10 protein-coding genes are annotated in these 14,847 nt (G+C 71.3%); 6 read left to right on the forward strand and 4 right to left on the reverse strand.

The window, feature by feature from the left end:
* The first annotated feature begins 40 nt into the window (after positions 1-40).
* The 3 genes from AB0C20_RS15730 to AB0C20_RS15740 are packed head-to-tail and all read left to right on the forward strand — an operon-like array spanning position 41 to position 6,040.
* Positions 41-3,379 (forward strand): type 2 lanthipeptide synthetase LanM family protein, encoded by a 3,339-nt coding sequence (locus AB0C20_RS15730; RefSeq protein ID WP_357568252.1) that lies wholly within the window; start codon positions 41-43, stop codon positions 3,377-3,379.
* Positions 3,372-3,869 (forward strand): hypothetical protein, encoded by a 498-nt coding sequence (locus tag AB0C20_RS15735; protein WP_357177182.1) that lies wholly within the window; start codon positions 3,372-3,374, stop codon positions 3,867-3,869. The genes AB0C20_RS15730 and AB0C20_RS15735 overlap by 8 nt, the downstream gene beginning before the upstream one ends.
* The gene (locus AB0C20_RS15740; protein ID WP_357568253.1) at positions 3,866-6,040 is read left to right on the forward strand and encodes a peptidase domain-containing ABC transporter; all 2,175 of its coding nucleotides are present in this window, start codon (positions 3,866-3,868) and stop codon (positions 6,038-6,040) included. Before AB0C20_RS15735 ends, AB0C20_RS15740 begins: the two co-directional genes overlap by 4 nt.
* A 9-nt stretch (positions 6,041-6,049) precedes the next feature.
* Here AB0C20_RS15740 and AB0C20_RS15745 read toward each other — a convergent pair whose 3' ends face one another.
* Both AB0C20_RS15745 and AB0C20_RS15750 read right to left on the reverse strand, forming a co-directional pair.
* Positions 6,050-8,887: a BTAD domain-containing putative transcriptional regulator gene (locus AB0C20_RS15745; protein WP_357568254.1), complete on the reverse strand. Its 2,838-nt coding sequence runs from the start codon at positions 8,885-8,887 to the stop codon at positions 6,050-6,052.
* A gap of 161 nt (positions 8,888-9,048) precedes the next feature.
* Positions 9,049-9,657, reverse strand: a complete 609-nt coding sequence (locus AB0C20_RS15750) for a TetR/AcrR family transcriptional regulator (RefSeq protein WP_357177175.1) — start codon at positions 9,655-9,657, stop codon at positions 9,049-9,051.
* Between the two features lie 116 nt (positions 9,658-9,773).
* Here AB0C20_RS15750 and AB0C20_RS15755 point away from each other — a divergent pair, with 116 nt between their 5' ends.
* Positions 9,774-10,784, forward strand: a complete 1,011-nt coding sequence (locus AB0C20_RS15755; RefSeq protein ID WP_357177173.1) for an aldo/keto reductase — start codon at positions 9,774-9,776, stop codon at positions 10,782-10,784.
* A 3-nt stretch (positions 10,785-10,787) separates the two neighbouring features.
* Here AB0C20_RS15755 and AB0C20_RS15760 read toward each other — a convergent pair whose 3' ends face one another.
* Both AB0C20_RS15760 and AB0C20_RS15765 read right to left on the reverse strand, forming a co-directional pair.
* Positions 10,788-11,615: a GNAT family N-acetyltransferase gene (locus tag AB0C20_RS15760; RefSeq protein ID WP_357568255.1), complete on the reverse strand. Its 828-nt coding sequence runs from the start codon at positions 11,613-11,615 to the stop codon at positions 10,788-10,790.
* A gap of 7 nt (positions 11,616-11,622) precedes the next feature.
* The gene (locus AB0C20_RS15765; protein ID WP_357568256.1) at positions 11,623-13,203 is read right to left on the reverse strand and encodes a helix-turn-helix transcriptional regulator; all 1,581 of its coding nucleotides are present in this window, start codon (positions 13,201-13,203) and stop codon (positions 11,623-11,625) included.
* Positions 13,204-13,401: 198 nt separating this feature from the next.
* Between AB0C20_RS15765 and AB0C20_RS15770 the strand changes: the two genes are divergently transcribed.
* Both AB0C20_RS15770 and AB0C20_RS15775 read left to right on the forward strand, forming a co-directional pair.
* Complete coding sequence (locus AB0C20_RS15770; protein ID WP_357568257.1) at positions 13,402-13,662, forward strand: hypothetical protein; 261 nt, start codon at positions 13,402-13,404, stop codon at positions 13,660-13,662.
* Positions 13,663-13,675: 13 nt separating this feature from the next.
* Positions 13,676-14,809, forward strand: coding sequence for a cupin domain-containing protein (locus AB0C20_RS15775; RefSeq protein ID WP_357177165.1), 1,134 nt, complete (start codon positions 13,676-13,678; stop codon positions 14,807-14,809).
* Positions 14,810-14,847 lie beyond the last annotated feature (38 nt).

Raw genomic sequence — 14,847 nt, forward strand, 5'->3', positions numbered from 1 at the left:
CCCGCGAGACCCGACCGCTGCGCGAGAGAGAGCACCCCCGATGACGCAGTCGCACCTACCCGGTCACGACCCGGTGGACGTTTCGAACCCCTGCTGGTACCTGGCGTACTCCCTGCCGGAGAGGCTCGGCGGCGCGGCGCCGACCGGCTCGGTGGACGACGACCGGGGGCGGCTCCGGCTCGATCGGTGGAAGAGCGAACCGGTCTTCGCCGGTGACACGGACCTGTTCGAGAGCTGGCTCGACGCCCTCGACCTCGACGAGCCCACACTGACCACTGTGCTCGGTGAGACGTCGGAGACGGTCCGCAGCAGGTTCGCCGACATCCCGGACTACGTGCGCACCATCGAGCGCGCATGGCGCGACCACCGGCCGGGCGAGGCCGCTGACGCTGACCACCACGGGCACGACCATGACCACGACCACGACCACCACCACGAACCCCACCCGCACGCCGCGTTCGTCGAACTGGTGCGCCCACTGGTGGACGACGGCGTCCGCCGGGTACGCGAGGCCGTGCACGCGGCCTGCGCGGGTACGCCGGGACCACACCTGGACGCCGATCTGCTCGCCGACCAGCTCTGCGAGCCGCCCTACGGGGCGATCAACCTGCTCGTCGGCCGGGTGCTCGTGCTGGAACTCAACGTCCTGCGGTTGCAGGGGCAGTTGGAGGGGGAGACCTCGCAGCAGCGCTTCCAGGACTTCGCCCGGCGGCTACGCGACCCGAAGTACACGCTCGACGTCCTGATGGAGTACCCGGTGCTGGCCCGGGACGCGACAATCCTCATCGACAACTGGGTGGACGCCCGGATCGAGTTCGCCCAGCGCCTCAGCGCCGATGCCACCGCGCTGACCGCCCGGCTGGGCGACCCGGCGGAGCTGGGCAGCGTGACGGAGGTGTCGTTCGGCGCCGGTGACTCCCACCGCGGTGGCCGCTCGGTCGGGTTCGTCCGCTTCGCCAACGGCGCCCGCGCCGTCTACAAGCCCCGAGGGCTCCAGGTCGAGCTGCACTTCCAGCAACTGCTGGACTGGCTCAACACACGCGGCGCGCAACCGTCGCTGCGCACGATGTGGGTGCTCGACCGCGGTGACTACGGCTGGTCGGAGTTCGTCACCGCCGGGCCCTGCGCCGATCACGACGCGCTGCGCCGCTTCTACACCCGGCAGGGCAGCTACCTGGCGTTGCTGCACAGCCTCGCGGCCGTCGACTTCCACCTGGAGAACATCATCGCCGCCGGCGAGCACCCGATGCTCGTCGACCTGGAGGCCCTCTTCCATCCGCAGGGCGAGCAGACGGACCAGCAGATCGGCGTTTCGGCGGAGTCGTTCCGGACGATGCGGGAGTCGGTCCTGGAGGTCGGGCTCCTGCCCCGGCCCATCATCTACCAGGACGACGACGGCGTCGGCGGTGTCGACTTCAGCGGTCTGGCCGGCACCGCCGGGCAGCTCACGCCCACCCCGGTCGCCACCTGGGAGGAGTCCGGCACCGACGAGATGCGCCTGGTCCGCAAGCGGATCGAGATGGGCGGCGGGCAGAACCTGCCCAGCCTGAGCGACGCGGCACACCACACCCTCGACTTCAGCGCGGACATCATGGCCGGGTTCGAGCAGACCTACCGGCTGCTGCACCGCCACCGCGACGAGCTGCTGGCACCGGACGGGCCGGTGGCCGCGTTCGCCGGGGACGAGGTACGCGTGATCCTGCGCGCCACCCGCACCTACGGCAAGCTGCTGCAGGAGAGCCGCCACCCCGACCTGCTGCGCAACGCGCTGGACCGGGAGCGGTTCTTCAGCTTCCTGTGGTTGCAGGAGGAGTGGCCCGGCGCCGAGGCCCGGATCGCCACCGCCGAGCAGGCACAGCTCAGCCGCGGCGACATCCCCTTCTTCAGCACGACACCCGCCTCGCACGACTTCGTCGCCGGAGACGGCTCGGTGGTCGCCGGGGTGCTGCCCACCAGCGGCCTGGAGCGGTCGCGGCAGCGCATCGACGCCCTCTCCGAAACGCACCTGGCCCAGCAGACCTGGATCCTGCGCAGCTCGCTCGCGGCGCTGACGATGGGCGTGGAGAGTCAGGGGCAGTGGTCGGAGTACCAGGTCACCGCCGCCACCGTTCCCGCCGACGTGGACCGGTTCATCGCAGCCGCGTGCGCTGCCGGTGACCGGCTGCTGCTGTCGGCCGACACCGGCGAGGACTCGATCGCCTGGCTCGGGCACACCCTGGTGGCGGACAAGATCTGGCAGCTGGGCCCGGTCGGGATCGACCTCTACAGCGGGCTGTCCGGGATCGCGCTGTTCCTCGGCTACCTCGGCGAGGTCAGCGGCGAGCAACGCTTCCGCAGCGCGGCCGAGGTCGCGGCGGGCATGCTGGTACGTCAGATCGACCTGCTCGACGAGACGCCGACGGAGAGCCTGGAGAACTTCACAGTCGGCGCCTTCAACGAGCTGGGCGGCCCGCTGTACGCGTTGAGTCACCTGGGCGCCCTGTGGCAGCGCGACGACCTGTTGGACGCGGCCGGACGCATCGTGCCCGTCCTGCTGCACCTCGCGCCGCAGGACGAGGCGTACGACGTGATCAGCGGCGCGGCCGGAGCGATCCTCGCGCTGCTGGCGCTGCACGCGGCACGGCCGTCGGAGCCGGTCCTCGACGCGGCCCGCACGTTCGCCCGGATCCTGGCGGACAAGGCCGAGCCGGCCGGAGACGGGATCGGCTGGGCGGGCGCTGTGAACCCGAGTCGGCCGCTGGCGGGTTTCTCCCACGGTGGGTCCGGCATCGCTGTCGCCCTGGCCCGGCTGGACCGGGCCCTCGGCAACCGCGACCACCTGCCGCTGGTCGAGGGAGCGATGCGCTACGAACGCTCGGCCTTCGACCCGGAGCACATGTGTTGGCTCGACCTGCGTGACACCACGCCGGAGCGGTACTCCATGGTCGCCTGGTGCCACGGCGGGCCCGGCATCGCGCTCGCCCGCGCCGACCTGGCCGGCTACGTCGACGACCACGAACTGCTCGACCGCGACCTCTCCGACGCCAGCACCGGCATGCTGCGCTTCGGCCTGACCGGCGAGGTCATCACCGGCACCGGTAACCACAGCATCTGCCACGGCGACCTCGGTAACGTCGAGGCCCTGCTGGCCGCCGCACGGGTCCGCGGCGACGAGGACGCCGCCCGGCAGGCCGAGCTGGTGGCCGCCAGCATCCTGGACTACATCGACCGGGACGGCTGGCTGTGTGGGGTTCCGCTCGGAGCGGAGACTCCCGGCCTGATGAGTGGCATCGCCGGCATCGGCTACAACCTGCTGCGCCTGGCCTTGCCGGAGCGGGTCCCGTCGATCCTGCTGGTCGAGCCTCCGGCCCCGGCGGTGGGCGGTGACCCGCGTGGCTGAGCAGCAGGTCTGGCCGTACCGCCCGCAGGCGTTGGCGAGCTACCGCGGTGGCGTGCACGACGGCCCCGCCCGCAGCCCGATCCGGTCCTCCGGTCGGCCGCTGGTGGCGCTCGCCGTGCTGCTGCTGATCGGCCTGGGCTTCGCGGCGGTGATGCGGGTGCCGCGCACCGTCGACGGCGCCGCGATCGGTGCCGACGGGTCGAATCTGGTCTCCATGTTCGCCGGACGCCTCGACCCCGAGCCGGCGCAGGGCACGGAGGTCACACTGGTCCAGGAGGGCGGACGGGCAACACTGCGGGTCGTCCGGGCCGAGGTCGTCGTCGACGACGCCGCAGCTCGGCGCTGGAACATCCCTGCGGAGGTGGCCCGGCCGGTCACCATCGTCCTGCTCTCCGGCGAGACGCAGCAGACCTTCGGCCGGCTCAGTCTCGTGGTCGCCAACCCCACACTGCTGGAGTTGGTGCCGGGCGTGGGGAGGGTCCTCCGATGACGCCGAGCTGGCTGCGACAGCGCCGCCGGGTGCCGATCATGCTCCAGATGAGCGCTACCGAATGCGGCGCCGCGTGTCTGGCCATGGTCTTCAGTTCCTACCGGCGGTGGACCTCCGTCGCCGAGTGCCGCGAGCAGTTGGGCATCGGCCGCGACGGCGCCACGGCGTTGCAGATGGCCCAACTCGCCCGCCGGGCGGGCATGCGGGCCCGAGGTGTCAGCGTCGACCTCGACGGACTGCCGCAGCTGCGGCTCCCCGCGATCGTGCACTGGAACTTCCGGCACTATCTGGTGCTGGAGCGGTGGGACCGACGCGGCGCGGTCGTCGTCGACCCGGGGATGGGCCGGCGGCGGATGAGCCGTGAGGAGTTCGCCGAGGGCTTCACCGGCATCGCCATCGAACTCAGCCCCGGTGAGGAGTTCGAGCGCCGCCCCAGCCCGGGACGCCTGGCCTCGCTGCGGTTCGCCCGCAGCATGCTGACCTTTTCCCGTCCGCTGCTCGGCCTGGTCCTGGTCGTCTCGCTGCTGCTCCAACTGGCGGTGCTGCTGCCGGCACTGATCACCAAGTTCGCTGTCGACACGGTGATCGGAAAGGGGCAGGTCGAGGCCCTGACCGTCCTCGGCCTCGGCATGCTCCTGTTGTTGGCCACCCAGGGCGTCGGCACCTATGCCCGCGGTGTCGCTCTCAACGTGCTGCACGCCCGCATGGACGACACCATGATGCGGCGCTTCTTCGACCATTTGCTCGCCCTGCCGTACTCGTACTTCCAACTGCGCAGCAGCGGCGACCTGCTGATGCGGATGTCCAGCAACACGGTCATCCGCGACCTGGTCACCAGCCAGACGATGTCGCTCGTCCTCGACGGACTGTTCGTCGTCGTCTACATCGGCATGCTCCTGGCGTTCACGCCGCTCTACGCCTGGCTGGTGCTGGGCCTGGGTCTGCTGCAACTCGGCGCGATCGTGGCGACGTACCGGGCCATGCGGGAACGCACGCACCGGGACATCGCCGCGCAGGCCGAGGAGCAGAACTACGCCGTCGAGGTGCTGGCCGGCGCCGAGACGGTGAAGGCGATGGGCGCCGAGCAGCAGGTCCTCGGCCGCTGGTCCGGGCTGTTCCAGACCCGGCAGTTCGCCTCGCTGCACCGCCGTCAGCTGGAGACCGGGTTGGAGGCGACGCTCGGGGTGTTCCGCATGGGCTCGCCGCTGCTCCTGCTGTGGGTCGGCGCGCACCAGGTCGTCGCCGGCGCGATGTCGCTGGGCACCATGCTGGCCCTCAACGCCCTCGCCGCGGCCGTGCTCACCCCGTTGATGGGCCTGGTCAACACGGCCCGCCAACTACAGACGGTCGGCACCCACCTGGAACGGATCCGGGACGTGATGGACGAGGCCGCCGAGCAGGACCGGTCCACGTCCCAGCCACCGGGCCGCATCTCCGGGCAGGTGACGCTGAACGGAGTCGGCATGCGCTACAGCGCCAACGCCGCCTGGGCCGTACGCGGGGTCGACCTCTCCATTCCGGCCGGCGCGAAGGTGGCGCTGGTCGGACGGACCGGTTCGGGTAAGACGACGCTCGCCAAGACGATCATCGGACTGTACGTGCCCAGTGAGGGCGAGGTCCGCTTCGACGGCCGTCTCCTCCAGGACCTCGACTTCCGCGAGCTGCGCCGTTGGTGTGGCATGGTCACCCAGGAGCCCGCCCTGTTCGCCGGATCCGTCCGCGACAACATCTCCCTCGGGCACCCGTCGGCGAGCTACGACGAGGTCGTCCTCGCCGCCGAGCGCGCGCAGATCCACGACGAGATCATGGCGATGCCGATGGCGTACGAGACCCGACTCACCGAGGGCGGTGGAGGGCTCTCCGGCGGTCAACGACAACGGCTGGCCCTCGCCCGTGCCCTCGTGCACAACCCGCCGCTGCTCCTGCTCGACGAGGCGACCAGCCACCTGGACGTGGTCACCGAGCGTCGGGTGGACGACATCCTCTCGGCGCTGTCGTGCACCAGGATCGTCATCGCGCACCGGTTGAGCACAGTGCTCAACGCGGACCTGATCGGTGTGATGGAGGAGGGTTCCCTGGTGGAGCAGGGCACGCACGACGAGTTGATCGCGCACGGGCGCTACTACGAGGCGCTGATCCGCGACCAGCTCCAGACGGCCCGGCCGCTGTAGCCGGGCGTCTCACTCGGGCGGGGTCACCGGGCCGGAGTGGCCGGGTACGACGCGTGCCAGCAGCTGCCGCACCACGTCGGCGGCCGGGTCGCCCAGGTCGTCGTAGATCCGGATGGCCCGCTGCCATGCTTCTGCGGCGGCCGGAGGGTCCGCCATCGCCTCGCGCGCCTCGCCGAGCCGGACGAGGGTCAGCCCTTCGTGATAGCGGTTGGCCGATTCCTGGAAGCGTTGGACGGACTGCTCGTAACAGACCGCCGCCCTGGCCGGGTCACCGAGCCGGTGGTACGCGAAGCCCAGACTGTCCAACGTCGCGGCCTGCCCGACGCGATCGTCGATCGCCTCCTGTTGGGCCAGCGCCTCGGCGCAGTCGACGACGGCCTGGTGGTAGTCACCGGTCAGGGCGTGCAGGTAGCCCTTGACGTTCAGCGCGCGCGCCTCGGCGTACCGGTTGCCGATGAGCTGCGAGACCCGCAGCGCCTCGGCGCTGTGCTTGAGTGCCTCGTCCAGCCGGCCGTACTGGGTGCAGTGCTCGGTGTACTGGCGCAGGATCAGCGCCAGGCTGTCCAGGTCCTCAAGCTGTTCGTACAGTTCGAGCGCCCGCTGTACGTGGTGCTCGGCCGCGTGCTGGTCGCCGAGCCGCATGAGCGCGCGGGCGAGCATTCGGCTGGCCTGCGCCTGCGCCCGGACGTCGCCGATCCGCTGCGCCGCAGCGAGCGCTGCCTGCTGGGCCGCGAGCTGCTCCTGAAACATGCCCCGAGGCGCGAGGTACGCGGCCAGGGCCCAGGCGAGCTGACAGGCGTACCGCTCGAAGCCGGTCTCCGCGGCCTGACGCAGTACCCGCAGCAGGACGGGGTGCTCGGCGTGGAACCAGGCCGCCGCGACGACTCGATCGGGCATCGGCACGTGCACGTTCGCCGGCATCCGTGGTTCCAGCTCGATGGGCGCCCAGGTCGGCTGGAGTGACACCGCGCCGGGGTGGGCGCTGTGCAGGTAGTGGTCGTACATTCGGCGCGCGGCGGCCTGTCGCTCCTCGGCCAGGTCGGATGCCTGGGCCAGTTCGGCCGCGTACGACCTGAGCAGGTCGTGCAGGGCGTACCGCTCGGGTAGGTGCTCGGTCAGCAGGTGCAGCCGGGTCAGCTCCTTCAGCAGCGGGGTGACGGCCGCCCGGGGGCGGCCGAGCAGCGCGGCGGCGGCGTCTCCGGTCAGGTCGGGGCCCGGGTGCAGGCCCAGCAGACGCAGCAGGCGGGCGGCCTCGGTGCTCAGCGCCCGGTACGACCAGGAGAAGATCCGGCGGACGTCCCCGTCGGCCAGTTGCTCCAACCGGGACTCGGACGGGCGTAGTTGGGCCGCGACGGCGTCGATCGGGAAGGTGGACCGGGCGGTCAGCCGTGCCGCCACGATGGACAGGGCGAGCGGGAGGCGACCTGTCGACTCGATCACCTCGCTGGTCGCCGCCGGTTCCGCCGCCACCCGGTCGTCACCCAGCCGGCTGCGGAGCAGCCTCGTCGACTCGGCGGCCGTCAGCACCTCCAGCGTCAACGGTCGGGCGCCCTCGGCCACAGCGAGGCTGCTGAGCTGGTCGCGGCTGGTCACCAGGACCGCGCACCGACCCACGCCGGGCAGCAGCGGTCGTACCTGGTCGGCGTCGCGCGAGTTGTCGAGGACGACGAGCATCCGACGTGAGGCCAGCAGGCTGCGGTACAGCCCGGCCCGAGCGTCGACGCTGCTGGGGATGCGGCCGACCGGTACGCCGAGCGCCTCGAGGAAGTCGACCAGGGCGTCGGCGGGGGACACCGCGTCCGCGTCGTCGTAGCCTCGGAGGTTGACGTACAGCTGGCCGTCGGGAAAGCGGTCGGCGGCCCGGTGGGCCCAGTGCAGCGCGAGTGTCGTCTTGCCCACGCCGGCCATGCCGCTGATGGTGACGATGTCCACTGAGGCCTGTCGATCGGGTCGGGCTCCGAGGGTCGCGTCGAGGAGGTCGAGTTCGGCGGTGCGTCCGACGAAACCGGGTAGGGCCAGTGGCAGTTGCTGAGGGCGGCCCGGTGCCGCGCCGGCCGACGCGTCGTCCGCCGGCCCTGTCGTCGCGGCCTGCTGGCTGAGGCGGTGGTGCAGGATGTCGTCGTGCAACCGGGTCAGCTCGGGGCCGGGGTCCATCCCGGTCTCCTCGGCCAGCGCGCGCCTGGCCTGCTGGAAGGCTGCCAGGGCCCCGGCGATGTCGCCGATCTGGTAGAGACCGGTCATGAGTTGGGACCAGGCCCGTTGCCGCAGTGGGTGACGGTCGAGCAGCGCCCGCAGCCGGGGGATCACCTGGGCCGCCTCGCCGAGCGCGAGCCGCGCCGCGGCGTGGTCCTCCTCGGTCAGCAGCCGCCGCTCCGTGATCCGCGCGACCCGGCCGGTGAGGAGCCGGGGCAGCGGCAGCCCGGCGAAGGCGGGCCCGCGCCACATGCCGAGCGCGAGCGCCAGTTCCGGCTGCGCCGCCGCCGGGTCGCCGGCGGCCAGCGCTGCCCGTCCGCGCGCCGCCGCCACGTCGAACCGGTCCACGTCCCGCTCGTCCGGCTCGACGCGAAGCAGGTAGCCACCCGGTGTGGTGAGGATCCGGCGGCGCTCGCCCGCGCTGCAGTCGAGTGCCTGGCGCAGCCCTCGCAGGTAGGTGCGCAGGTTCGCGGCGGCCGAGGCGGGGGGCTGGTCGCCCCACACCATCGTCATCAGTTCGTTGGCGGAGATCGCCTCACCCGGGCGTAGCAGCAGGGCGGCCAGCACCAGCTGCTGTTTCGTCGACCCGAGGGCGACCGGCCGGCCGTCCCGTGACACTGTCAGCGGGCCGAGCAGGTCGAAGTGGAGGGGCATCCTCACCTCAGTTTGCGGTGCCAGCCGGGCGAGACTGACGATCGTATGCGCATCGATCGATGACGTTAGCATCGATTGAACATGATCTTCATGTTTGGTCGGGTGGCCGCCCCGGGCCCTGTCGATCCGTATCGTGGTGCGTTGGCCTGACCGCTGGTCGGTCAGCGCAGTCCGCGGATGAGGTTGTCGACAAGGGTGCGGGCGAAGTCCTCGGTGAGCGGCAGGTCGGCGATGAGGAGCCGGTGGTAGCAGGCGCCCCAGAGTTGGTCGACGACGGATTCGCTGTCGATGTCGGGCCGTAGCTGTCCCCGGGCCATGGCCCGGGTGAGGGTTTCGACGGCGAGGGCCCGGCGGGGTGCGGAGTAGCGCTCGCGGTAGGCGGCGGCCAGCTCCGGATCGGTCTGCGCCTGCCCGATGAGCTGGCTGATGACCCGCCCGGCGGTGGTGTCCCGCACCAGGTGCACGAAGGCGACGAGCTGGTTGGTCAGGTCGGCGACGATGTCGGCGGTGTCGGCGAAGGCCAGGGTGGGCGCGACGACTGTGAAGTAGCCGTCCAGGGCTAGCGCTCCCTTGGAGGGCCACCACTTGTAGATGGTCATCCGGCTGGCTCCGGCGTGGGCCGCGACCTTCTCGATGGTGAAGCCGGCCATGCCCTCGGCGAGCAGGAGTTCACCGGCGGCCGTGAGGATCTCCGCGCGTACCTGATCGGCGGGGCGTCGGCCGCGACCACGGCGCACTGGCTTCTGGGCATCCGGCGTGAGCTCGGCCACTGGTCCTCCCGGTTATATGGACACGCTGTCTACTTGCTGGTTATATGGACACAGCGTACACAGCGGTGCCCGCGCATTACGACGCACCGCGACGACGACCGAAGGAGACGAGGGACATGACGGGTCTACGACGGCGACGGTTGGGTGCCTCCGGGCCGGAGGTGTCGATCATCGGGCTCGGCGCGATGGGCATGTCCGACCTGTACGGGCCGGCCGACGAGGCGGAGAGCGTCGCGACGTTGCACGCGGCGATCGACGCCGGTGTGAACCTGATCGACACGGCGGACTTCTACGGGTCGGGTCACAACGAGATGCTGATCGGCCGCGTGCTGCGGGAACGTCGCCGGGACGAGGTGGTGCTCAGCGTGAAGTTCGGCGCACGCCGCACACCCGACGGCGGCTTCCAGGCGGCACCGTACGACGTGTCGGCGGCGGCGGTGAAGGACCGGCTGGCGTACTCGCTGCGCCGGTTGGGCACCGATTACATCGACATCTACCGGCCCTCGCGGCTGAACCCGCAGGTGCCGATCGAGGAGACAGTGGGCGCGCTGCTCGAGATGCGGCAGGCCGGCTACATCCGGCACATCGGGCTCTCCGAGGTGGGCGCGGACAACATCCGCAGGGCCGCCGCGGTGGCGCCGATCAGCGACGTCCAGATCGAGTACTCGCTGCTCTCCCGGGGCCCGGAGGCCACCATCCTGCCGGCGCTGCGGGAACTGGGCATCGGGTTGACCGCCTACGGGGTGCTGTCCCGAGGTCTGCTCAGCGGCCACTGGTCCGCCGACCGTACGCTGACCGGCACGGACTTCCGAGCCAACAGCCCACGGTTCCAGGGCGAGCACCTGGCCGCCAACCTGCGCCTGGTGGACGCGCTCGGCCGGGTCGCACAGCGGCTGGGCGCGACCACCAGCCAGGTGGCGATCGCCTGGGTGGCGGCACAGGGCGAACAGATCGTGCCGTTGGTCGGGGCGCGGCGGCGGGACCGGCTGACCGAGTCGCTGGGCGCTGTCGACCTGGTGCTCGACCAGGACGCGTTGGACGAGATCGAGAGTGCCGTGCCGGCCGGCGCCGCCTCCGGCCAGCGGTACGCGACAGCGATGATGGCGCTGCTCGACAGCGAGAAGTGACCCTCAGGCAGTTGCCCGCCAGACCCAGTTGCGGCGTTCGTAGAGCGGCGTCAGCCCGGCCCGGCGCATGTTGTTCAGCGAGGGGTTCTGCTGGCCGGGCGCGGGCTTGCCGGTCTCGGCGAACAGCCACCGGCATCCCGCCTCGGTGGCGGCTCGGGCGCGGGCGGCGATCAGCGCCGACTGCGCCCCGAGGCCGCGGTGACCGGAAGCCGTCGCGGCGGCGTTGAGCGACGCGGCCTCGCCGTGCAGGAACAGGTTGCCGCCCGCTACCAGTTCGCCGTCGTCCCAGGCCGCGTACGGTCGCCACGCCGACCGGCCGACGGTCGCGGCCAGCATGTCGGTGAGCCCACCGGTCGGCATGCCGAACCCGGTGAGCAGCACGTCGGCCCAGCGCCGAGCGTCGGCGGCCGGTACCGGGGCGACGCGCAGACGGGTCTGCGCCGCGGCGACGTCGCCGGGTCGGGCGGCGAGCTTGATCCAGGTGCTTCCCGGCTCGAGCCCACGCGCGGCAGCGACCTCGTCGAAGCCCGCCGGCAGCACCGACGGAACGAGCTGGAGGACAGCCTGGTCGACGCCCTGCTCCCGGTAGAAGTCGAGGACGCGACCCAGGGTCTGCACTGTGAACGGCTCGGTGGTGCCGAAGCCGAGGGCCTTGTTCCAGTACCCGCCGGAGGGATCGTTGCGCATGGCGAGGGCGACACCGCCGCCGATGCGGGTGGTCGCGATCCCGAGATCGGTGTACGCGGGCCCGGGCGCCTGCGACTCGTAGGAGTGCATGAATTCGCACTCCACGGCTTCGGCGAGCGGGGTCAGGTCGGCTGGCGCTGTCATCGGCTGATTATCGTCTGGTGCGTTCCCAGGCCCGCACCAACTGCATCCGATTGTGAATGCCCAGCTTGTGGTATATGGAGCGGAGTTGGGTGTCCACGGTGTGGAAGGAGACGAAAAGGCTCCTGGCCGCCTCCTTCTTCGTGGCGCCGGTGGCGAGCATCTCGGCCACCCGCTCCTCGGCGGGTGTGAGCGTGCCGATGCCCCGGCTCGGCGGTTCGTCCATCGACGGCCGGTGGCGCGGGGTGGCGGTGAGGTCGGCACAGCGCCGGTCCGCGATCGCCTGGTCGCCAGGAGCGCCGATCCGGGCGTAGAGGGCCGCCGCCTCGTGCGCGGCATCGCGCGCCTCCCCGGATCGCACCCGGGGGCTGTTCGCGAGGTCGAGCAACGCGTCGGCGAGCGCCGGCCGCGCGGCGGTGGTGCGCAGCCGGTCGACAGCCGACCGTATCGCGTCCGGGTCGCCGTCGCGCAACCCTCGGCTCTGGTCGGCCAGCGCGAGCCACAACGGCACCGGGGTACGGGTGGCGACCAGCTCGACCAGTTCGGTGACCCGCTGGGCGGCCCGGGTGTCGTCGGCCGCCACCGCCGCGCGTACCAGTCGGGGGCCGAAGTGCGGCACGGGCAGGAGTGACCGGACCGACCGGTGCAGGTCGGCGACGACGGTGGTGAGCAGCCCGGCCGGCGCGCTGAGCGCGGGGTCGCGCACCGCCACACAGGACGCAACGGTCCACATCGTACGGTCGGGCCATCGGTCCTCGGTGAGGCAGGCGCGGAGGATGGCGCGAGCGTCGTCGTGTTCGGCCCGGCGGTAGCGGACCTCGCCGATCACCGCTACCAACAGGGCACGCACCTCCCTGCTGAGGTTCGCAGAGTCGGCGCTGAGCGTCGTGACGGCCAGCGCGGCCGCCTCGGGCAGCTCTCCCACTGCCACCATGCGAAGGCAGTCCAGCGCGGTCAGCCCGGCGAATGAGACGTCAGTCGTCTCGGGCGCCTGGCGGGTCGCGGCCCGCGCGTCCTGGTGCCGGCCCAGGCCGAGCTGCACGAGGATCCGTTCCGCCCGGATGGACGGGGCGTCCGCGCGTGCCGCCCAGGAGTCCGGGTCCAGGGCCGCCAGCACGGCCTGGGCGCCCGGCAGATCACCGTGTGCGAGCGAGCGGGCGGCCCGGCCGAGGGCGAGATGGCGGGCGGACGCCTGATCACCCGACGCGGCGTGCGCGGTGCCCGCGTCGCGCAGCAGGGCATCGGTGTCCGGATGTCCCGTGCGGGCCGCGATCGTGGCGACCATGGCGAGTACTGTGCCGCGGCTGCGGGCGTCCAGTCGGAGGTTCAACGCCTCCCGGAGGCCGGCGAGGGCGATGGTCGGCTGCTCCAGTGCCACGATCTGCGCCAGGCGCCCGAGCAGGTGGGCGCGGTGGCGCTCGCCGCTGCGACTCGTGGCGATCTCCGCGGCCAGGACGTGCAGCGCCTCCATCCCGCGTCCGGCCAGCCGGAGTTGGTCCGCCGTGGCGAACAGTCGGTGCCGTCGTTGCTCGGCGTCGCTGGTGATGTCGTCGGCCGGGAGCGTTCCGGCGTTGAAGAGTGATTCGGACAATGGCGTTCTCCCCGGTTGTTACCAGGCGCGTCGAAAGGCCGTCCTGCGACCGAGCCTAGCCATGCCGGCAGGTACGGGCGAGCGGATCGACGAACCGGCGGGATTGCGCCGAATGGCCCCCGCAGTCCGGGATTTGACCTGCGGTAATAGCGCGATCACGTGATGCGACCGGCGGCGGTCGGCGCCGATCATCGAGTCATGGCCCAGCTCACCGAACTTCCCGGTCTGTATCGGCTCCGGGCCGTACTGCTGATGTTCGTCCTCTACGCCGGCACCGGGGCGGGTGGTCACGCTCCGGCGTGGACCCGCCTGGTGCTCATGGCGACCGCGGCGGCGGTTCCGGTCGCGATCGCGGTCCAGTACGGCTGGCCCGGAGTGCGTGCCCTGCTGGGGATCTCGTCCCGGCTGCGGCTGCGAGGCGGATCCGTTTCCGCGCCCCATCCGATCCAACCCGAGTGAGGAGACAGCGATCATGGCGAACAGCGATCCTCAGCCGCGGCGCGGCGACCAGGGCGCCCCGCCCTTCGCGGGCCGCAACGTCGAGCTCGAGCGGCAGAACCCGGACCTCCTGGTTCCACCGACGACCGACAGCCGGCTGGTGCCCAACCTCAAGTTCTCGTTCTCGCAGGCGCACACCCGCGTGGAGAAGGGCGGCTGGACCCGCGAGGTCACCAACCGGGACCTCCCGATCGCCAGCCAGTTGTCCGGCGTCCAGTTCGGTCTCGAGCCGGGCGCGTACCGGGAGATCCACTGGCACCAGCAGTCGGAGTGGGCGTACATGCTCAGCGGTAGCTGCCGGATCAGCGCCGTCGACCACGAGGGGCGCAACTTCATCGAGGACGTGAGGGCCGGCGATCTGTGGTTCTTTCCGCAGGGCGTGCCGCACAACATCCAGGCGTTGGAGGACGGCGCGCAGTTCCTGCTGGTCTTCGACGACGGGGCGTTCTCGGAGAACAACACGTTCCTGCTCAGCGACTTCTTCGCACACACCCCTCGACACGTCCTGGCCAAGAACTTCGGCTGGACGCTGGAACAGATGGAGAACCTGCCCGAGCGGGAGAAGTACATCTTCCAGGGCGACGTCCCACCGCCCCTGCAACAGGATCGGGTGGTCAGCCCGACCGGTGACATCCCACGAAGCTTCAAGCACCGGATGCTCGCGCAGACCCCGCAGCGATTCCGCGGCGGAACGGTCCGGATCACCGACTCGACCAACTTCGCCGCATCCGTGACCACCGCCGCGGCCCTGGTGGAGGTCGAGCCGGGGGGGATGCGCGAGTTGCACTGGCATCCCACCACCGACGAGTGGCAGTACTACATCTCCGGCACCGGGCGGATGGGCGTCTTCGCCTCCCAGGCCGCTGCCCGGACGTTCGACTTCCAGGCCGGCGACGTGGGTTACGTCCCCTTCGCGTACGGCCACTACATCGAGAACACCGGCGACGAGCCACTGGTGTTCCTGGAGATGTTCCGCCATCCCCGGTTCGAGGACATCTCGGTGATGCAGTGGATGGCCAACACGCCCCACGAGGTCATCGCCGACACGATCAACGTGCAGAAGTCGATAGTGGACGGCCTGCCGAACACCAAACAGGTAGTGATCTGAGCGAAGCGTCCGGCCGTCCGTCCGGTGGACGGACGGCC

Source organism: Micromonospora sp. NPDC048843 (genome assembly GCF_040649965.1).
GTDB lineage: Bacteria > Actinomycetota > Actinomycetes > Mycobacteriales > Micromonosporaceae > Micromonospora > Micromonospora hortensis.